General features: G+C 42.1%; 20 protein-coding genes and 1 tRNA gene. 4 read left to right on the top strand and 17 right to left on the bottom strand.

Annotation, left to right across the window (positions count from 1 at the left end; translation table 11 throughout):
- Positions 1-5 precede the first annotated feature (5 nt).
- From pyrE to ACTNC6_RS11190, 5 genes are read right to left on the bottom strand one after another with little or no spacing between them, the layout of a single operon-like run.
- The gene (pyrE, locus tag ACTNC6_RS11210; protein WP_019161091.1) at positions 6-686 is read right to left on the bottom strand and encodes an orotate phosphoribosyltransferase; all 681 of its coding nucleotides are present in this window, start codon (positions 684-686) and stop codon (positions 6-8) included.
- A 52-nt stretch (positions 687-738) separates the two neighbouring features.
- A complete protein-coding gene (locus tag ACTNC6_RS11205) occupies positions 739-1,641 on the bottom strand; it encodes a dihydroorotate dehydrogenase (RefSeq protein ID WP_173743735.1) in 903 nt (300 codons plus the stop codon).
- A complete protein-coding gene (locus tag ACTNC6_RS11200; protein WP_173743734.1) occupies positions 1,641-2,429 on the bottom strand; it encodes a dihydroorotate dehydrogenase electron transfer subunit in 789 nt (262 codons plus the stop codon). Before ACTNC6_RS11200 ends, ACTNC6_RS11205 begins: the two co-directional genes overlap by 1 nt.
- Before the next feature lie 10 nt (positions 2,430-2,439).
- Positions 2,440-3,366, bottom strand: a complete 927-nt coding sequence (pyrF, locus tag ACTNC6_RS11195) for an orotidine-5'-phosphate decarboxylase (RefSeq protein ID WP_019161089.1) — start codon at positions 3,364-3,366, stop codon at positions 2,440-2,442.
- 23 nt (positions 3,367-3,389) lie between these two features.
- Positions 3,390-4,679 carry a dihydroorotase gene (locus ACTNC6_RS11190; RefSeq protein WP_173743733.1) on the bottom strand — a complete coding sequence of 430 codons (1,290 nt, stop codon included), beginning with the start codon at positions 4,677-4,679 and terminating at the stop codon, positions 3,390-3,392.
- A gap of 334 nt (positions 4,680-5,013) precedes the next feature.
- On the opposite strand from ACTNC6_RS11190, the gene ACTNC6_RS11185 reads away from it, so the two are divergent.
- Positions 5,014-5,214 carry a cold-shock protein gene (locus ACTNC6_RS11185; protein WP_008705499.1) on the top strand — a complete coding sequence of 67 codons (201 nt, stop codon included), beginning with the start codon at positions 5,014-5,016 and terminating at the stop codon, positions 5,212-5,214.
- Between the two features lie 106 nt (positions 5,215-5,320).
- Here ACTNC6_RS11185 and ACTNC6_RS11180 read toward each other — a convergent pair whose 3' ends face one another.
- The gene (locus ACTNC6_RS11180; RefSeq protein ID WP_441044129.1) at positions 5,321-5,743 is read right to left on the bottom strand and encodes a hypothetical protein; all 423 of its coding nucleotides are present in this window, start codon (positions 5,741-5,743) and stop codon (positions 5,321-5,323) included.
- 118 nt (positions 5,744-5,861) lie between these two features.
- Positions 5,862-6,701: a DegV family protein gene (locus ACTNC6_RS11175; protein ID WP_441044128.1), complete on the bottom strand. Its 840-nt coding sequence runs from the start codon at positions 6,699-6,701 to the stop codon at positions 5,862-5,864.
- Positions 6,702-6,921: 220 nt separating this feature from the next.
- On the opposite strand from ACTNC6_RS11175, the gene ACTNC6_RS11170 reads away from it, so the two are divergent.
- Positions 6,922-7,422: a DUF5721 family protein gene (locus ACTNC6_RS11170; protein ID WP_303242408.1), complete on the top strand. Its 501-nt coding sequence runs from the start codon at positions 6,922-6,924 to the stop codon at positions 7,420-7,422.
- A 7-nt stretch (positions 7,423-7,429) separates the two neighbouring features.
- On the opposite strand, the gene ACTNC6_RS11165 is transcribed toward ACTNC6_RS11170, so the two are convergent.
- The 7 genes from ACTNC6_RS11165 to ACTNC6_RS11135 form a co-directional block, all read right to left on the bottom strand.
- The gene (locus tag ACTNC6_RS11165) at positions 7,430-7,765 is read right to left on the bottom strand and encodes a sporulation initiation factor Spo0A C-terminal domain-containing protein (RefSeq protein WP_441036770.1); all 336 of its coding nucleotides are present in this window, start codon (positions 7,763-7,765) and stop codon (positions 7,430-7,432) included.
- A gap of 318 nt (positions 7,766-8,083) precedes the next feature.
- Positions 8,084-10,159, bottom strand: a complete 2,076-nt coding sequence (gene htpG / locus ACTNC6_RS11160) for a molecular chaperone HtpG (RefSeq protein ID WP_173743729.1) — start codon at positions 10,157-10,159, stop codon at positions 8,084-8,086.
- A gap of 145 nt (positions 10,160-10,304) precedes the next feature.
- The gene (locus ACTNC6_RS11155; RefSeq protein WP_441044127.1) at positions 10,305-12,932 is read right to left on the bottom strand and encodes an LPXTG cell wall anchor domain-containing protein; all 2,628 of its coding nucleotides are present in this window, start codon (positions 12,930-12,932) and stop codon (positions 10,305-10,307) included.
- 243 nt (positions 12,933-13,175) lie between these two features.
- On the bottom strand, positions 13,176-13,433 hold the full coding sequence (locus ACTNC6_RS11150) for a glyoxalase (protein ID WP_173743728.1): 258 nt from the start codon (positions 13,431-13,433) through the stop codon (positions 13,176-13,178).
- A gap of 1 nt (position 13,434) precedes the next feature.
- Positions 13,435-14,238, bottom strand: coding sequence for an HAD family hydrolase (locus tag ACTNC6_RS11145; protein ID WP_441044126.1), 804 nt, complete (start codon positions 14,236-14,238; stop codon positions 13,435-13,437).
- A complete protein-coding gene (locus ACTNC6_RS11140; protein ID WP_441036766.1) occupies positions 14,231-14,896 on the bottom strand; it encodes an HAD family hydrolase in 666 nt (221 codons plus the stop codon). Before ACTNC6_RS11140 ends, ACTNC6_RS11145 begins: the two co-directional genes overlap by 8 nt.
- A 31-nt stretch (positions 14,897-14,927) precedes the next feature.
- Positions 14,928-15,521 (bottom strand): Maf family protein, encoded by a 594-nt coding sequence (locus ACTNC6_RS11135; RefSeq protein WP_441036765.1) that lies wholly within the window; start codon positions 15,519-15,521, stop codon positions 14,928-14,930.
- 180 nt (positions 15,522-15,701) lie between these two features.
- Here ACTNC6_RS11135 and ACTNC6_RS11130 point away from each other — a divergent pair, with 180 nt between their 5' ends.
- Entirely contained in the window at positions 15,702-16,094 is a 393-nt protein-coding gene (locus ACTNC6_RS11130; RefSeq protein ID WP_441044125.1) for a hypothetical protein, read from the top strand.
- A 128-nt stretch (positions 16,095-16,222) separates the two neighbouring features.
- Here ACTNC6_RS11130 and ACTNC6_RS11125 read toward each other — a convergent pair whose 3' ends face one another.
- Complete coding sequence (locus ACTNC6_RS11125) at positions 16,223-17,890, bottom strand: glutamine--tRNA ligase/YqeY domain fusion protein (protein WP_019161076.1); 1,668 nt, start codon at positions 17,888-17,890, stop codon at positions 16,223-16,225.
- A gap of 251 nt (positions 17,891-18,141) precedes the next feature.
- Here ACTNC6_RS11125 and ACTNC6_RS11120 point away from each other — a divergent pair, with 251 nt between their 5' ends.
- Positions 18,142-18,651, top strand: a complete 510-nt coding sequence (locus ACTNC6_RS11120) for a Uma2 family endonuclease (RefSeq protein WP_118330050.1) — start codon at positions 18,142-18,144, stop codon at positions 18,649-18,651.
- A gap of 1,032 nt (positions 18,652-19,683) precedes the next feature.
- On the opposite strand, the gene ACTNC6_RS11115 is transcribed toward ACTNC6_RS11120, so the two are convergent.
- Together ACTNC6_RS11115 and sigH are read right to left on the bottom strand one after the other, a co-directional pair.
- A tRNA-Thr gene (locus ACTNC6_RS11115) sits at positions 19,684-19,755 on the bottom strand.
- A gap of 106 nt (positions 19,756-19,861) precedes the next feature.
- Positions 19,862-20,464, bottom strand: a complete 603-nt coding sequence (gene sigH / locus ACTNC6_RS11110; protein WP_441036611.1) for an RNA polymerase sporulation sigma factor SigH — start codon at positions 20,462-20,464, stop codon at positions 19,862-19,864.
- Between the last annotated feature and the right edge of the window lie 45 nt (positions 20,465-20,509).

Raw genomic sequence — 20,509 nt, 5'->3', positions numbered from 1 at the left:
TTTGCTTATTTTGCACCATACTGCGCATAATATGCATCAATAGCATCCTTTAATGTATCATCAATAATCACTTTACCCTTATATTCTTTATTGTAAAGATGCTCAATTACCTCTGCCATGGTAACGATCGCATTGGTCTCAAATCCATACAGATCATGTACTTCATCCAGTGCACATTTTACACCGCCTTTGCCTACTTCCATACGGTCCAGAGATACCATAAGACCAACGATTTCTACATTGGCAGCTCCTCTTACCTTAGGTACTGTCTCCTCCATAGACTTTCCTGATGTAGTAACATCCTCGATCATTACCACTCTGTCGCCATCCTGAAGTTTGCTTCCCAAAAAGCTTCCCTTGTCAGCACCGTGATCCTTCTCTTCTTTACGGTCTGAACAATAACGGATCTCTTTTCCATATAATTCGCTGAAAGCAATGGCTGTAACTACACTCAGCGGAATTCCTTTGTATGCAGGTCCGAAAAGCACATCAAAGTCATCGCCATATTTGTCATGGATAGCATGTGCATAGTATTCTCCCAGTTTCTTTAACTGAGAACCTGTCACGTATCCTCCTGCATTCATAAAAAATGGGGATTTTCTTCCACTTTTCAGAGTGAATTCGCCAAATTTCAGCACCTGGCTGTCTACCATAAATTCAATAAATTCTTTTTTATACTGTTCCATTTTGTACCTCCTGAATTTCATTTTTGCAGCTGTACAGTTCTTCACAGTTACATTATTTTACAATACCAACCATATCCTTAACTGACTCAAAGCCATTCTTCTTCATATAAGCTTCTATTCCATCGATCACTTCCATGGTAACTGCAGGATTGTGGAAATTGGCAGTTCCCACAGACACTGCGCTGGCGCCTGCAAGAATAAATTCAATCGCATCCTCAGCACAGGAAATACCGCCCATACCAATTATAGGTATTTTCACAGCCTGCGCCACCTGATAAACCATGCGCACTGCGACCGGTTTCACAATCGGTCCCGAAACACCACCTGTCTTATTTGCCAGTGCAAAGGTCTTTCTGTTAATGTCAATCTTCATACCTGTAAGAGTATTGATCAAAGAAACTGCATCTGCTCCGCCAGCCTCTGCTCCCTTGGCAATTTCTGTAATGTCTGTCACATTAGGGGTAAGTTTCATGATCACCGGCTGTTTGGCAATTTTCTTAATCTGGGCAGTCAACTCCTCTACATGACGGGCATCCTGTCCAAATGCAAGGAAACCGGCATTTACATTTGGGCAGGAAATATTGATTTCCATCATATCAATAGGTTCCTCTGCCAGACGTTCTACCACAGCCAGATATTCCTCCGGTGCATGGCCACATACATTAACTATTATTTTGGTATCATATTTTTTTAAAAACGGAATATCTCTTTTACAGAAAAGATCAATTCCCGGATTCTGCAGGCCAATGGCATTCATCATACCACCATAAACCTCAGCTACTCTGGGTGTAGGATTTCCGGCCCATGGGACATTTGCCACACCCTTGGTAGTCACCGCACCTAATTTGTTCAGATCCACATATTCAGAGAATTCTTCTCCGGAGCCAAAGGTTCCGGATGCTACAGTTACCGGATTTTTCCATTCTACGCCGGCAATATTTACGCTCATATTCATCAGATTTCCACCTCCGTAGAAAGAAATACAGGACCATCCTTACAGATTCTTTTATTATTCACATTGCTGTGAGCATCCTTCTCTCTGGATTTACAAACGCAGGCAAGGCAGGCGCCAATCCCGCAAGCCATACGTTCCTCAAGAGAAATATAACATTCAATATTATTTTCTTCGGCATATTGCTTAATCGCACGAAGCATAGGAGTGGGTCCACAGGCATAAATCATATCTGCCTGAAGCTTTTTCTCCCTGATCGCATCCATAACATTTCCCTTTGTACCCACACTGCCATCTTCTGTAGAAATGTATAAAGTCCCTGCTGCTTCAAATTCCTCACGCAGGAAAGTATGGCAATCTCTATATCCGACCACAATCTGCTTCTCTGCACAGTTCATCTCCTTGGCAAGCTCCAGGATCGGAGGAACACCAATACCACCTCCCATAAGGAACACTCTCTTGCCTTCTGCTTTTTCTACCGGAAAGCCATTTCCCAGAGGTCCGATCACAGGCAGGGTATCTCCAGGCTGCAGACGTGAAAATTCCTCTGTACCTGTATTTTCTCCTGTCACTCTGTATACCAGATGAAGTCGCCCCTGTTCCTTATCAATCTCGCAGATACTGATCGGTCTGGGGAGAAGCTTTGTTTTATCCTTTGTATACATAGAAACAAATTGTCCCGGTTTCGCATCTGCTGCAATTTTTTCAGTCTGGATCCATAAACTGTAAATACCTGCAGCAATACATTCCTGACTTACAACTGTACAGTTTTCTCTTTTTTTCTCACTCATAGCAGACCTCCTAGCGGTTGTTTAACGCACTACTGATATCTTCAATCATATCTTTAACAGCCTGACGGGAAGCATCTGCATAATTCAGTTCTCCAAAAGAAGCATATTTTTCCTGCTTGTATGCCGCAATAATTCCGCGGGAAGAATTCACAATAGCGCCCAGTCCGTCTTCGTTAAAGAAGTGTACCAAGTCTGCGCCCTTGCCGCCCTGTGCCCCATATCCCGGAACCAGAATATAAGCCTTTGGCATAACCTTACGGAGAACTTTCCCCATCTCAGGATATGTAGCACCTACTACTGCACCTACATAGCTGTAGCTGTCTCCCATGTGTTCCTCGCCCCACTGGGCAACTTTCTCGCCAACCCACTCATAAAGAGGACGTCCGTCAATCATTCTGTCCTGGAATTCTCCACTGGAAGGATTGGAAGTTTTTACCAGTACAAAAATACCCTTATTTTCTTCTTTACATACATCAATAAATGGCTTCACGCCATCAGAACCCAGATATGGATTTACTGTGGCAAAATCTTCGTCAAAGCCTGCATATTTCTTGCTTCCTACCTGCACCTTGCCCAAATGACCTACTGCATAAGCTGCAGAAGTAGAACCGATATCACCACGTTTGATATCGCCGATCACTACCAGACCTTTCTCCTTACAGTAATCTACTGTATTTTTGTATGCCATCATTCCGGGAATTCCAAACTGCTCATACATGGCAATCTGTGGTTTCACTGCAGGTACCAGATCACAGATTGCATCTACAATCCCCTTATTATACTGCCAGATTGCTTCGGCTGCACCCTCCAGAGTTTCTCCCAGTTCCCGGAAAGCTTTATCCTGGATATGTTGCGGGATATAATTAAGCATAGGGTCCAGTCCCACTACGATAGGTGCGTTTGTTTTCTGAATTTTTTCAACAAGTTTGTTAATCATGGTTTTTCCTCCTGATATCTGTTTTATAATTTATCCTGATATACAATTTTTCCATCACTGATGGTACAGAGAATCTTTCCCTTTACCTTCCAGCCGTCAAACGGGGTATTCTGTCCTTTGGATGCAAATTCATTTTTATCAATAACATATTCGTGATCCACATCTGCAATGATCACATCTGCCGGATGTCCTTCCTGCAGAGTTCCCCGCTCGCTCTTTAATATCTGCGCCGGATTCCAGCTCATTTTTTCCACAAGCTGTTTTAATGTAAGAATACCTTTATCTACAAGTGCTGTATAAGTCAACGCAAAGCTGGTTTCAATTCCCACTATTCCAAATGCTGCATTACGGATAGAACCTGCCTTATCAGACATTGTATGAGGTGCATGATCTGTACTGATCACCTGAAAAGAACCATCCTTCAGGCCTGCAATCAGTGCATCCACATCCTTCTGTGTTCGGAGAGGCGGATTCATTTTGTAATTCGGATCATCTTCTTTAATATCATCTGAGGTAAGTATAAAGTGATGCGGACACACTTCGGCTGTGATATTTTTCAGCCCCTCTTTCTCCACCATCTTCATCATTTTGGCTACTCCCTCTGTAGAGCAGTGGCACAGATGAAGTCTGGCACCGGTCTCTCTGGCAAGCAGAATATCTCTGGCTGCGATCACATCCTCCACTGCATTGCAGATTCCCGGCAATCCCAGTCTGACTGCATTCTCATCATCATTCATACAGCCCTTTCCTCTAAGATCAATGTCTTCACAATGTGCAAAGATAGGGATATCCAGATCTCTGGCAATTTCCATAGCTTCTTTGCACAGAGAAGAATTCATAACAGATTTGCCATCCTCAGAAAGAGCAGGAATTCCCGCCTTTACCATTCCCTCTATATCAGAAAGCTCCTGTCCTTTCTCTCCCTGTGTAATAGCTCCGGCCTGAAGCACATGGATACCGGACAATTGGGCTGCTTTATTATGTACATAGTTTACACGGTCCGGTCCGTCGATCACCGGGGAAGTATTTGGCATAGCTACCACTGTAGTCACTCCGCCTCTGGCTGCCGCCCGTGAACCAGTTTCTATATCTTCCTTCTGTGTTTGTCCGGGATCTCTGAAATGTACGTGCAGATCGATCAGACCAGGCATAACCAGACAGCCCTTTGCATCGATCACTCTGTCACTTTTTTCTTTCGCTGTCAGCTGATCGCCAATCTCTTTGATCATTCCGTCTTCCAGATAAATATCACCGATTTTATCAGTGTCGGTTGCTGCATCTATGATACGGCCGCCACGAATAAGAATCCCCATGTAATTCTCTCCCTTCATCACTTCAATATATTATTTACTTACAATGTATCTTGAATGGATCTTGTCAACATTATAGCATACCTAATATACATAATACACGAAACTGCCTATTTAATAAAGTCTTTTTTTCCCCTTTTAAAATCAATAAACAATAACATTCTGTTTTATGCTTGACATTTTAAAATACGGGATATATAATCAGTTCATATCTGGATTATCAAATTATATAATCACTGGTTTTTAGAGATTATATTACTTCATATAATCTGTAAAATCTGGTGATTTTTTTTGCCAGAAGCTTTTTAACTTTTTTATTTTTTATGGAGGTAACAACATGAACAAGGGAACTGTAAAATGGTTCAACGCAGAAAAAGGTTACGGATTTATCACTGGTGAAGACGGTGCAGACGTATTTGTACATTTCTCCGCTATCAATGGTGAAGGATTCAAATCCCTTGAAGAAGGCCAGGCTGTAACATACGACTTAACAGAAGGCGCACGTGGCATGCAGGCTGCAAACGTTACAAAATTATAATTTATAATTTCCGTTAACGTAAGAGGATTGAATTCCGCACTTTTAACACGGATAGACCTCAAAAAAACCCCCCGGATCTTCCGGGGGATTTTTTTATTCTCATTTATTATTTTGCTGCAGAATCTCCAGTCTCTTCTGTTGCCGCAGTATCATCTGCAGTCTCTGCACTGTCATCTGCTGTATCCTCTGTGGCTGTAGTATCGTCTGCTGCCTCTGCATTCTCATCCTCTGTTGTATCAGCAGCATCTGTCTCATCTGCAGTCTCTTCTGTAGTGTCTGCATCCTCATCAGTATCAATACCAGAAATATAATTATCCAGCGCACTGGTATCCAGTACGGTATTCTGTACGACCTCTGCTTTGGTTCCTGCCACTTTTACATATGCAGAATATCCAATCCAGGCAACTACTACAACACATATAAATGCCCAGGCAAACATTTCCAGGGTAAACATTATTTTTTCCTTCTTATCTGCTCTTCCCCGTGTGCTCTTCCTAGCTTTATAGGCATCAACTTTCTTCTGACTCATGATGTATCTCCTTTGCTTCTCATATTTCCTTTCATCGGCTAAACAATTATAGCACATCTTTTTCTAAAATGAAATAGAGAATCCTGATTGGTTGAATTTGACACAGTTTTTTCACATATTACACTGCAACAATCACACCGCCGTCATTAGCATACATGGAGCTGACACCTGCTGTGTCCAATACGACAACTTTGGCAAGCTTCATTCTCTCCTGAAATGCTTCCTTGAGCACCTGTGCTCTGGCCGGGCAGTTGCAATGACTGATTGCTAAAACCTTATCCGCACTATCTGCAGTTTTTTCAATCACCTGCTCAACCATTTTAATCAGGGCACGGTTCATTCCTCTGGCCTGATCCAGCTGACAGATTGTTCCCTCTTCTGTAGATCCCATTACAGGCTTAATCTTCAGAGCACTGGCAACCAGTGCTTTTACCTTACTCAATCTTCCATTCTTACGTAATGTCTCCAAATTTTCAAGAACAAAGAATGTATGCTGTCCTGAAATATAGTGTTCCACTGTAGCAACTACTTCCTCAAAGCTCATTCCCTTTTCTTCACATTCCTGAATCTTCAGTGCGATCAATGTCTCACCAATGGAAGCAGATCTGGAATTAAACACGTGAATTTTTTTATCCGGATGATCCTCCAGACTCAGGTTTCTCCCAAGAAGTGCGCTATTATAAGAGCCACTCAGCTCTGCTGACAATGTAACCGCATATACATGCTCTGCCTCACAGTCATAGGCTCTCATATATCTCTCCGGAGAAGGACATGCTGATTTTGGGCACTCCGGGCACTCTGCTACCTTGTGCAGAAATTCGCCCTGTTTAAATGTTTCATCATCTATAATCTGTTCTGCTCCCACCATTAACGTCAGGGGAACAGATTCAAAATGCTCATCCTGTTTCCATTCATCCAAAAGTTCTCCACAACTATCTATGACAATCTTATATCTCAATTATATCGTCCTCTTTTCCATTATATGTAGTTTCGAATACCAGATATATCTTATCATACTGTTTTCCTTTTGAAAAGCCTTTTTCTCAAAAACTCTGTTCTTTTTTTTCAATCTGTTTTATAATAATAAAATACTCCTACAATTCTGTCCAAACCTGTAATATCTATAGATATTACAGGACTGACAACAGAGTAATTTCAGGAGTCATGAAAGGATTTCTATGCTTGCATTAACTATTTCAGATGTTAAGGATTTTATGAATAAGCTGCTTATCGGTGAAGTATTTGACAATTTTTCTCTGGTTGAAGCTTCCGTCACTACATTTAACACCTTCACCATTGACGGACATCTCCAGCAGGATTTTTTTGACACAGACACTGTAGAGGAATATAAAAAAGAAGCTGTGGAATATTCCCTGTGGCGCGATGTCAAACCTTACTGTTTTTCCATCATCCGCGGTAAGCGCACACCACTGAACTTCAAAATCGTGTTCCAGCTCTCTCCTTTTCAGGCACAGAACCTTTTGAAGAATCTGGGAAGACAATCCACAACCTCAGTATGTAATTTTTATCTTAACATTCAGTACAAAAGCAAATCTCTGTTATGTACCGCCGGCGTTTCCTACTCCTCCTTTTCCCTGGACAAAAAGTCCGAACATCTCTGGGACGACATGCTGTGCAGATTTCTTGAAGGAAATCATATTCCGTTTCAGAGACTATAAGTCCCTGCTATTTTGACATTTCCTCTGTTTTATTCAGATAATATGCCAGAATATCAATAAATTCACTGTTTGTAGGTTTATCCTCCATGGAACATCCTGCGATCAGTTCCAGATCTTCTTTGTGATTGATCCAGCAGATATTTACCAATGTCCTGATATTATGTTCCACATTAGATGGTGTTGACCTGTATTTTCTTGCAAGAATAGGATAAATATCCTTTGTGATCTTCATCGGCCGCTCCTGCAGTTCTTTCGCCATATTCACCGCTTCCGCGACATAATAATATCCCTTATATTTAGATGTCGCTCCCAATTTTCTGATCAGTCCATACACTTCACTCATATTTTTTTCCTCCTTAACTGGACAGTCGTCCTTTTTGCATTTTTTGTAATACACCTTTAGCGTTTTTACGACATACTCAGTTTTTCGGAAATATTGTCACTTATAAAGAGAAATCATATACAATTATTAAAATACCAGCAAATTAATGATAAAAATTTATACGCCATTTGTCAATATAAAAGTACTAAAAACGATAGTCCCGGTTGTTCTCTCCATGTTTTTTCGCCATGTTTCGAAACTTTTCCAGGACTATCGTAATTTTTCACAAAACTGCTTCTACTCTCCCCAACGGACAGTAAACCACAAAATCACTGCACATTATTTTGTAAGCATCATCAACACATCATTGCTTCTCTGTACAAATTTTGTCATTTCATCAGGTGAAAGCTGCTTATGGCTGAGCATTGCCAGATCATAAAGCTGTTCACAGATTACAGGGGCTTTATCTGAATCCTTATTTTCTGCCAAATATTTTACCAGTGGATGGTTCGCATTAAGTACCAGTGTTTCCTGTCCGCCAAACATATTCGGATCCATACCGCCCATTCCATACATTTTCATCATATCCTGCATACGGCGGCTTTCTTCGGAAAGGGTAACCATTGCAGATACATTTTCATTCTTCAGATTCTCTACATGAACCTCCAGTTTATCCTTATTCAGATTCTTACGGAAAAGCTCTGTCAGTTCTTTGGCGGTCGCTTCGTCAGCAGTACCCTCACCCTTCATTTCTTCTGTCAGATCCGCATCAATTCTCTTAAACTGTACATCCTGATGTTTCTGCTCCAGGCTGGAAATAAATGGGCTGTCAATATTATGTTTCAGAATCACGGCGTCCTTGCCGGCTTCCTTAAACATATTGATATACTGACTCTGCTGGATTTCATCCGTTACATAGAAAATTGTTGTCTTCTCCGGCTCTTTCTCTTCTGCTTTGTCTGTGTCTGCTGTTGCATCAGCCTCTTTTGACTCAGTCTGATCTGCTGCTTCCTCAGCTGTCTCTGTTGTCTTCTTATTCTCTTCTATGCAATCCTTGAGAGTAAGATATTTACCATCCAGATTCTTAAAGAGTACGTAATCACCTATCTTCTCTGCAAATTTGGTATCTTTAATACAACCATATTTAATAAACGGACTGATATCATCCCAGTATTTTTCATAGCTTTCTCTGTCTGTTTTGCACATTCCGGTAAGCTTATCCGCTACCTTTTTTGAAATATACTCAGAAATCTTCTTGACAAATCCATCATTCTGCAGTGCACTTCTTGACACGTTCAGAGGAAGATCCGGACAATCGATCACGCCTTTAAGCAGGAGAAGGAACTCAGGAATAACTTCCTTAATATTATCAGCAATAAATACCTGATTGTTGTACAGTTTAATGGTTCCTTCAATAGAATCATACTCTGTGTTAATCTTTGGGAAATACAGAATTCCCTTTAAGTTAAACGGATAATCCATATTCAGATGAATCCAGAACAGCGGTTCCTTGTAGTCCATAAATACTTTACGGTAGAAATCTTTGTACTCCTCATCTGTACACTCATTGGGATGCTTCATCCAAAGCGGATTGGTATCACTGAGAGAAACCGGACGTTTATTGATCTTCACTTTTTCCCTTGCAGGAGAGATCTCAACTACTTCCTTCTCTCCGTTTTCATTCTCTTTTTCTTCAGTTTTAGCATCCTCATGAATATGCTCTACCACTACATCATCATCTTTTAATTCTGATTCATCTATAGTCTCATATTCCTGAGGTGCGTTTGCTTTAGAAAGATAAATATTTACCGGCATAAAGGAACAATATTTCTCCAGTACTTCACGCATACGGTATTCGTTGGCAAATTCCAGGCAGTCTTCATTAAGGAAAAGTGTGATTTCTGTTCCAACAGTCGTTTTGTTGCCTTCCTGAATATCGTACTCTGTACCGCCATCGCAGGACCAGTGCACAGGTGTCGCTCCCTCTGTATAGGAAAGGGTGTCAATATGTACTTCATCTGCCACCATAAATGCAGAATAGAATCCCAGTCCAAAATGACCGATCATCTGGTCATCTGTTGTCTTATCCTTATATTTCTCCAGGAACTGAGTCGCACCGGAAAAAGCGATCTGAGTAATATAATTCTCTACCTCATCCGCAGTCATACCGATACCATTATCAATAAATTTCAGAGTTTTTCCATCTGGATCTACGATTACCTGAATCTCCGGCTTATATCCCTCCGGAAATGTATATTCGCCCATTACCTCCAGCTTTTTCAGCTTGGTAATGGCATCACATCCATTGGATACCAGCTCTCTTACAAAAATATCATGGTCTGAATACAGCCACTTTTTAATGATCGGGAAAATATTTTCGCTGTTAATTGACAAACTTCCATGTTTTACAGCCATGCTGTCCACACTCCTTTTATATCTTTTAGATTTTCTGTAACTCTGAAAGATATAGTAATACCTTATGGTCTAAAAGTCAAGCAAAAATTAGCACTCATTTAAAATGAGTGCTAATAATTCATTGACATTTAACTGTCTTACCTATTTATTTTTTCTTTTTCTTGTAAACTACAACTCCCACAATAGCACCTGCTGCAATGGCAAGAATCAGTACAAACGGCATGATATTGGTGGTATCTCCGGTCTGCACTGCCTTCTTCTGATTAGCAGCCGGATTCTGCTGCACAGGAGTAGGAGTAGCTGTAATTACAACCTTTGGCTGTGAAATCGTAAAGCTTACCTGCTTTGTATCCTGTTTTCCCGTATTTTTCCAGCTTTTACCATCATACTGCTGAGCATTAAATACAACAGTCAGATTATATGTGCCTTCTTTGGTAATTCCAAAAGTAGCTGTATACGGAGCCTGGCTCCAGCTGTTTGTATTGATGACTGTCCAGTGATCCGGAACATAACGCACATCTCCCTTTCCCGGACTTTCATTGTCCATTCCTGCACCTACCGCTGTAAATGTAATCTTGGACTGAGTGGTATATCCGTCAGCGCTGATTCCTGTGATCTTATTATTTGCCGGATCCGCAATCTGCGCAGTACGTCCGGCTTTTACAGTTACCTTTACAGCTGTGATCAGGCTGATCTGATCTGGATTTTCAACTCCATCGGGAAGCACTACCGTTCCATTCACTTTGAAGGTCTGCTCCTGCTTTACAGATGGATCATACGTACATTCCTTCACATTCCATTTTACCTTCGCCTTCATTTCCCCCTCTGTAGTATTAATAACTACCTTTGAAGGAAGTCCCAATGCCTTAGCAGATTTCTCTACACCATTCTTTACTCCCTTCACGTGGGAAGGATTCTGGATTCCTGTAATTCTACATGCCGGTTTTGTCACACTGAATGAAGCACTGATATCGGCCACTGCAGAAATCTGACTGTCTGTATTTGTGGCTGTAACCTGAACAGATTCGCTGTACTCACCTGCTGTCATACCGGTTTTTGGCACTGCAGTAAAGGTTGCTTCTGCTCCGGGATCCAGCTGTGTTGCAGACAGCTCTCCGATTTCAAAATACTGAGCCTGCGGCTGAGTCAGATCCACTGCTGCATTTCCAGTATTAGTAAGCGTAATCCGATACACATACTCCGGAGTATTATATCCCTCCTCCATCGGGTCATAAATAATCTCGGAAGGATCTGCTTTCAGAGAAACCTGTGGCTTCTCCTCTGCTTTTACACTGACTCCGGCCTCTGCCTGAGCCACAGCACTCTCATCCTCTTCAATTCCAAAAACAAGTGTATCACTGTAATCACCCTGGACTAATCCTGCCTTTGGCTGAACAAGAAAGCTACAGGATGCTCCTTTCTCCAGAGTATATACCGCCTGTGTATCTACCGGTGCAATATCAAAATGTTCCGACTCCGGAAGTTTCAATGTAACTGTCTCATCTCCTGTATTCGTCACAGTAACTGTCTGGCTCTCACTGATCTGTGTATAGCCTTCTGTCAGATCAGCAAAGGAAAGTACCGCTGGATCTGTGGATATAGATAACTTTCCAAGTTCTGCACTTGGTTCCTCCGTATTGTCCGGAGTTTCCGGATTCTCAGAATCATCAGGAGCTTCAGAATCATCAGGTTCAAGAACAGGTTCTTCTTCCGCTTCCACCACAGCCTTCACTTCAAAGGAAACCTCAGCCCCCTCTTCCGTCTCATAGGTAATGGTATCATCATAAGTACCTTTCTCCAGTTCCTTCCTTGGCTGAATCCATACACTGACAGACTCTCCTGCTGCCAGAGGCCCCTCTATGTCCGCTACCATAAAATGCTCCGGGCTGATCGCCTTGAAATTCAGAGCACCTGTTCCGGTATTTTGGATATCTACAAACATTGTCTGGGATTCGTTATCTCCGGATTCTGCCCGGATAGTTCCAAAATCACACACCGGATTTTCCTGACCTTCTACAGAAGCTACTGCTTCATAGGACAACTCCTGCTGTGCATTTTCCACATCATCCGTGTTCTCTGCATCCTCCGGCGCTTCTGTCTCCTGAACATCCTCTGTTTTATCTGTAGTTTTCTCTGTGCCGTCAGGCTGAAGCTCAGACTGGGTATAAATCTGCATTTCCTCTGTCTGTTCCGGATTCTGTGTATCATCTTCCTCTGTCTGAGACGGAGACTCTGCCTCATTCTCCTCAGCCAGAACTGCCCCTTCTGTACTGTCATCCTCTGTCTGCTGGACATCTTCAGCATCTTCCGACTCCGCATCCTCTTCAGAGCCTTCCAGCTGGGCTTCTGTATTCTGCTCCTCCTGAGCCTTCTTATCAGCAACAGCCTGGGCTTCCTCCTGAGTAGCTGTCACCTCCAGAGTCTTAGCCTGGAGTTTACCGGTAAATTCTGACTTCTCTGCCGGTGTGATATCCAGCACCAGCACATAGCCCAGATCATCCTGAGTCACTGTGTAAGTTTTTTCTGTACCTACCTGGGTAAGCTCCTTCTCTCCGGTCTGTCTGGACCAGGAAAAGATAACATCATCATCTGTCACTCCCTCAGGAGTCACCTTGGAATAATCTGCACTCAGTACTGTTCCCACTGCCGGCAGTCCCTTTACCTTCAGCTTGCCTCCAAGCTCTCCGGCTTCCGCTGCAAAAGCCATGGATGGAAGAAGGGTAACGATCATCAGCACAGCCATCAGCACTGCAAGAATTCTTTTTTTCCTCATGTGCCATCCTCCTTTTATTTATCATTTATATATCTTTTTATAACTACCGTTTTATTTTTGATCGGCAGTTCTTTATACAGTGTTATTATAACACTGTGGTTTTTCCAAATGTAATTCGCATATTTCATATTGCTTCTGTGCATAAATGAAAGAAGCTGTTTCAATCTGCATAGTTCTATTTTGCAGAACCGCTCTTTGAAATAGCTTCTTCCTCTTTTTATTTATTCTATATCAAATTTCTGTTCAGCCTTCCACAATGAGATATTTTCCGTCCGGAAGTGCAAATACCTCACTGGCCTCTTCCAATTCTTCGTCTGACATGCCTTCTACATCAGCTCCCATGTCATCCAGGTATTCCCTCACTTCGTCAATAGAATCTACCATTGCAGCCATGCAGTCCTCCAGAAAAGCCTCTGCTTCCTCAAAAGACTCCGCTACCGGCTGCGGAAAAAGCTGTCCCTGCTTTTCCAGAAATGTGTTGATGCATTCTTCTGTGTACATTTTAAATTACCCCCTCCATATTTCCTTTCGCCCTGATCACCTTTTTCAGGATATCCTGTACCCGGTCTGCAGTGAATGCCGCCGATTCCCGCACCTTCTCCTTGGAATGTGCCATGGCAAAGCCATATTTCACTGCCTTAAGCATCTCTATATCATTATATTCGTCTCCGAATGCAATGCACTCCTCTGGGGAAATTCCATATTTTTCCTGGAACTCCCGGATTCCCTTCGCCTTGTTCGTACCAAAAGGAATAAAATCCACCCAGTCATTGCCTGATGTCACTACTGTACATCTCTGTCCAAACTGTCCAGTCCAGTAACGTACATATTCATCTGTCAGACCGGCAGATTCATATACCGCCAGCTTCATAATAGGTTCTGTGATCTCATCCAGACTGTTTATGATCCTGCACTCATTTTTCACCAGATCCACCATATAATGGCGAAAGCTTTCTGTTTTTGGCATGAGATAATGATAATCCTTAGCAGAACAGGTGAATTCTGCGTCTTTTTTTTCTATAATTGCAGTAAGAATCTCATTTGCCAATTCTTTATCAAATCGATCCTGATAAAGAACCTGCCCCTTTTCCACTGCCAGTGCGCCATTCTCACAGATAAAAGAAATATCCGAAGCAACCGGTGCAAACAATCTCTTCATATTGGGATACTGGCGTCCACTGGCTGCCACAAACCGGATTCCCAGCTCATTCAGTGCCCTGATCAAAGGAAAAAGATCCTCTGGCAGGGTCTGGGCCTTGTTCAAAAGTAAGGTTCCGTCCAGATCACTGGCGATCAGTTTAATCATTTTGGTATTCCTCACATATCTTTAATAAATCTGTCGGTTTCTCTGCCACCAGATCAGCTCCGTTGGCATTAAGTTCCTCCAGGTCACGAAAGCCCCACAATACACCTATGGTAAACATTCCAGCCGCTTTGCCAGTCTGCATGTCTGTACCGGTATCCCCGATATACATACACTCTTCCGGCTTTACCCCAAGCTTCTTTGCTGCAAGAAGCGGTGCATCCGGTGCAGGTTTACGGCGGATTCCTTCCTGTTGTCCAATCACCAGGTCAAAAATTCCCGGATAAAGGTAATCCATTACCTTCAGTGCTGCTGGATGGGGTTTATTGGAGCATACAGCTAGCTTCATTCCTTTTTTTCTCAGTTCCTCTACCGTTGACTGCATTCCATCATACCTGGTCACCTTATACAGCGGGTCTTCGTCAAACCTCTCTCTGTACATTTTCCGTGCTTCTTCATAATGAACCAGCTCCGGATCTCCCGCATCCTTCAACGCCCTGCGCACCAGCATATCCGCACCCTCTCCGCAGTAATAGCGGAAATTATCCAGAGGAAGAGGGCGAAGTCCCAGCTTCTTCATTACCTCATTTGCAATATATGCCATGGAATCCAGTGTATATGCCAGAGTTCCGTCCAGATCAAATATACCTGCTTTTATCATTTTGTATCATCCTCTTTATTCTGTCTGTATTTTAATCCACAAGGGAGATTCCCAGTTTCTTCATTTCATGGAAAAGCCTTGCCACAGGCAGTCCCACCACATTATTATAGTCACCGCAGATTCCCTTTACATAAATTCCCCATCTGCCCTGGATTCCGTAACTTCCGGCTTTATCCATAGGTTCTCCGGTAGATACATAAGCCTTGATTTCATTCTCAGACACCGGATAAAATTCCACATTTGTTTTCTCATAAAAGGTATGTTCTATCCATTGTCCCTGCTTTTTCTCCAGTACCGTCACTCCCGTATACACCTGATGTGTATTGTCCTGAAGCTTTTGCAAAGTATGAACTGCATCCTCCTCATCTGCCGGCTTGCCCAGAATGCGGTTTTGAAAAACCACAACTGTGTCCGAACCGATGACCAGTGTCTTTTCCTCGCATTCCCCAAGCTCTTCTGCCACAGATGCTGCCTTATCAAAAGCCAGCTTCTGTACTGCCTCTCCCGGCTCATCCGAAGTCCGCTTCTCCTCCCCGTGAGCAGGTATGATTGAAAAGGTCACTCCTGCCTGAGTCAACAGCTCCCGTCTTCTCGGGGAAGCAGATGCCAAAATAATTTTTCTCATAATGTATCCTCTTCTTTCCTGTCATAGTATACCTTGTATCTTTCTCTGACGCAACCGATTTTTATTGCTTTTTGTCGGATCGTGAACAAGCCAAAACTTACCCCTTTTCTTTTTGACAGAAATGTATTAAAATATCTTTATTCATATGCGAATTGACTAATATCAGAAAGGAGTATTATTATGGCAAAGCTTAATAAATATTGGGGATTTGTAGCAGTAGGTGCCCTGACCGCGGCAGCAGCCGGTGCAGTGGCAGCAGTAATCATAAAAAACCATCCTCATACAAAAGATGAGGATTTTACAGAGGATTTTGACGATGCATTTGATATCGCCTTTGACTCCGATGAAGAAGAGGAAAAAGAAGCTCCGCAGGAAAGTGCTGAAGATTTCGAATCCTGGGACGCTGATTTAGACCAGGGTGACATCACTGAAACCGACGAAGAGGCCGAAAGCTCTGATGATGCCGAAACTGACGAAGAGGCTGAAAGCTCTGATGATGTAAAAACTGGCACTATTCAGGATACTGAAACAGATACCAAAGCTGACGTTAAAGCAGATACTGACGCAGAATAACATAACAACATAAAAAAAACGGATCCGTCTGATACTATTCAGATTGATCCGTTTTATTTATATAATAGCTATTTCATTATATAATAGTTATTTCAACTTTAAGTTCTTACTATGAAGCACATTCCTTATCAGGCTTTCGGCAGTTTGAATGAGCTCTTCAGAGATACAATGCGGTTAAATACCGGAGCACCTTCTTTGGAGTCATGGATATCTGCACAGAAAAATCCTGTTCTTACAAACTGGAAGCTGTCATAGCCTTTTGCTTCCATAAGTGCAGGCTCTACATATGCGGTAACTTTTGTCAGAGAATTCGGATTTACGTTCAGAGAACCATCCTCTTTATTATATACGCCTTTTTCCTCATCTACAATATTCTCATAGAGACGTACTTCTGCTTTTCCTGCCTGGCTTGCTTCCACCCAGTGAATGGTTCCTTTTACTTTTCTGCCATCCGGTGCATTGCCACCCTTTGTTGCAGGGTCATAAGTACAATGCACAACACGTACAGTTCCATCTTCATCAGCTTCATATCCTGTACAGGTTACGAAATATGCGTTCATAAGACGAACCTCTGTACCTGGGAACATTCTCTTATATTTCTTAGGCGGATCTACCATAAAGTCTTCCCTCTCAATATAGAGTTCTCTGCCAAACGGTATTTTACGGGTTCCCAGTTCTTCATTCTCCATATTGTTCGGAGCTTCCAGATATTCTACTTCACCTTCCGGATAATTATCGATCACAAGCTTGATCGGATCAAGAACAGCCATCAGACGTGGACGTTTCAGTTTTAGGTCCTCACGGATGCAGTATTCAAGCATTGCATAGTCAACAGAGCTGTTTGCCTTAGATACACCACAGAGCTCCACAAACATTTTAATGGATTCCGGTGTAAATCCACGGCGGCGCAGTGCTGCGATGGAAACCAGACGCGGATCATCCCATCCGTCTACGATGCCTTCCTCTACCAGTTTCTTGATATAACGTTTACCTGTAACTACATTTGTCAGATACAGTTTTGCAAACTCGATCTGCTTCGGTGGCTGCGGATATTCCAGTTCTTTTACAACCCAGTCGTACAACGGTCTGTGATCCTCAAACTCCAGGGTACAGATAGAATGTGTGATTCCCTCAATGGCATCTTCGATAGGATGAGCGAAATCGTACATTGGATAGATGCACCATGTGTCACCGGTTCTGTGGTGTGTCATATGAGCAACACGATAGATAACCGGGTCACGCATATTCATATTCGGAGATGCCATATCGATCTTGGCACGGAGCACTTTCTCTCCGTCTGCATATTTGCCCTCTTTCATCTCTTCGAAAAGCTGCAGGTTCTCTTCTACACTTCTGTTTCTATATGGGCTTTCTTTACCTGGCTCTGTAAGAGTTCCGCGGTATTCGCGAATCTGATCTGCAGTCAGGTCACATACATAGGCTTTGCCTTTCTGGATCAGCTTTACAGCTGCTTCATACATCTGTCCGAAATAATCAGATGCAAAAAACAGTCTGTCTTCCCAGTCTGCGCCAAGCCATTTGATATCTGCCTTGATGGATTCTACAAACTCACTCTTTTCTTTGGTCGGGTTTGTATCATCAAAACGCATGTTGAACTTGCCGTTATATTCCTGTGCAAGACCATAGTTTAAAAGAATAGATTTCGCATGACCGATATGAAGATATCCATTCGGTTCCGGCGGGAAACGCGTATGCACGGTGTCATAAACACCTTCTGCTAAATCTTTATCAATGATATTCTCAATAAAATTTTTGGAAACTGTTTCGTTCTCCATCTTTTTCCCTCCTGTTGTCGTATTTTATACTGTTTTTTCACACATCTATATATAAAAAATACAACTGAATATTTTTTATGTCGAATGAATTTATATTATCATTGGAAATTCCATCTGTCAACCGTTTACACAACAGTGACAGGCCTTATATTTCTCAGACTCATCTGCACTCTCTTTCAGCAGCTCATATCCTTGACTAACATCTTGCAAAATATTATAATTATATCAACATATCAAGGAGGTGCGGCAATATGAGTAATGCACTACCAATTGAAGATTTAAGTAAAACTTACCTGGAACATTCTATGGTTATCAATAACTTTGTTATCAAGATCGGCAGCCAAATCAAAGACAGCTTATGTCGTGTCTTTGGTGATGGTGTTCAGTATGAATGGCGTGAAAATGATGATAAAGTAATCATTCCTGACGTATCAATCATCTGTAACCTGAGAGACCGTAAGAACATTTCTTTCACTGGCATTCCCCGCTTTGTGATGGAAGTTTTGTCCAATGCCACAGAAGAATATGATCGACATGAAAAGATGGATATTTATTGCAAGGTCGGCGTCTCTGAGTATTGGATCGTTGACTGGAGAAAAAAATCTGTAGAGATTTATCTCTTCGATTTCAAAGAAGATGGCACTGGTTATCCGTATCTTTATAAGACTGTCACAGCCCAGAATAAAGAAGATTTACATCTGGTTATGTTTCCGAATCTGAAGATAACCTTTGACGAGCTGTTCGACATTGGTGAATATTAACACTACAAAGAGTAGGTGCTGCTGCATCTGCTCTTTTTTGATAATACGTTTCTTCTGTTTCGTAGAATCATAGGAAATATAAATACGCTCCCTTCGATTCCTTTTCGCATTCCATTGCAAAACTAGTACATCGTTTTCGAAATAACTATACCACTCACTTGTCTGCGAATCCGATTGCACAGGTCTAAAAGCCTCAGCGTAGCCCGCTACGCCTGCGTTTTTATACCAGCACACTCGAATCCGCATCCTACGCGATTGGTATAGTTATTTACGAAACGATGTACTAGTGTGCCGACAAGTTGATTCTTGAAACAATCTTGCAGGATAAATTTTCTTATTTCAAGGCGGAGGAAGGAGGCGTAGCGGTGGCTACGGTGACCGACGACAACGCGGAAATAAGAAATTTAGACGCAAGATTGTTCGAGAAATCAACTTGTCGGTACACCAGCAATAGACATGGATGCAGACTGCTAAAAAGAATAAACCTATCAACTGAGCCATTTTTGAAAAATAAGGCATAAACCAGGGAGATAGTTTACTCTTTTTTATTTGTTTCAGAATGTTTCAGAATCACTTGCATATTGATTTCCTGATCTGCATATGCTATAATGCCAGTAGGCGAAAAGAAATAGCAAGTCCATGTAGACAAAAAGAATGAAGCCCTCAGTAGTGCGAATACTGGGGGCTTCTTCTTATTTTTTATGGCAGACAAGAAACTGCCAGGTTAGTGTTGCCGGGTATCGGTTGGACAACACTGTAAGTATAACATATCTCTTGTCATTCTGGAAGTACAAACAGTTCTTAGAAGTTTATAAAATAATACTGGGTTTATTCGAGTATATCATCCTAAAATCATTATTTCAGGAATAGGAAGAGTCTCAGTACAAAAACTGCAATTCTGAGCAGTATCCCGGAACTGCAAATTGCACAAAAAAATAATCAGAACCTATGTCCTGATTATCTTGAGTAACTTTTTGAGTAACTTTGATTTACTGGCACCTCACAAACCCAGTAAATAAGCCATTCTTAGCAAGCTGATGACGGGAATTGAACCCGTGACCCCTTCCTTACCAAGGAAGTGCTCTACCTCTGAGCCACATCAGCATTGTGTCGGATTTACCGCTCACAGTTGAATATATTACCAGAACTTGTTTGTATTGTCAATCCCTATTTTTTAACTTTTTGATTTTTATTTTATACTGATATCTTTCTATTTTTGATATTGCTCCAACTGCTCTCTGATTTTGGTTCGGATGCGCTGTAATGCATTATCTATGGACTTGGGTGTTTTTCCCATGATCCGGGCAATCTCTCCGTATCCGTTTCCTGCCAGATAATATTCAAGAACCTGGTTCTCCATTGGACTTAACGTTGCTGTTATCTCCTGCTCCAGATCCTGGACATTCTCCTGGTCAATAATAATAGACTCCGGGTTCTCTCCCCAGTTATCTCCAAGATGTTCTTCATTTTCCCCATCCTGTTCGCTGAGAGAAATATAGGAATTCAGCGGCTGGTGTTTCTGCCTGTTGGAACTCTGGATGGCGTTGTAGATCTGTCTGTCCACACATATACTGGCAAAGGTCTGAAATGCAGCATCTCTGTCCGGCTGGTAATCGCGGACTGCCTTAAACAGTCCGATCATACCTTCCTGTATCAAATCATCGTTCTCCCCACCTATCAGGAACATGGTCCTTGCTTTCTTGCGGACCATGTTCTTGTATTTTTCCATCAGATAGTCGAGGATTTCTGATTCCCCGTTTTTGAAATGGGAAATTAATTCTTCATCTTTAATTCCGTCATACTGTTTCATCAATTTAACCCTTCCGTTTTTCTGAAAATCTCTATCATTCGCCCAGAG

This window comes from Blautia sp. HCP3S3_C4 (assembly GCF_052064095.1).
Lineage (GTDB): Bacteria > Bacillota > Clostridia > Lachnospirales > Lachnospiraceae > Blautia_A.
This window is presented reverse-complemented; position numbering and strand designations above follow the sequence as displayed.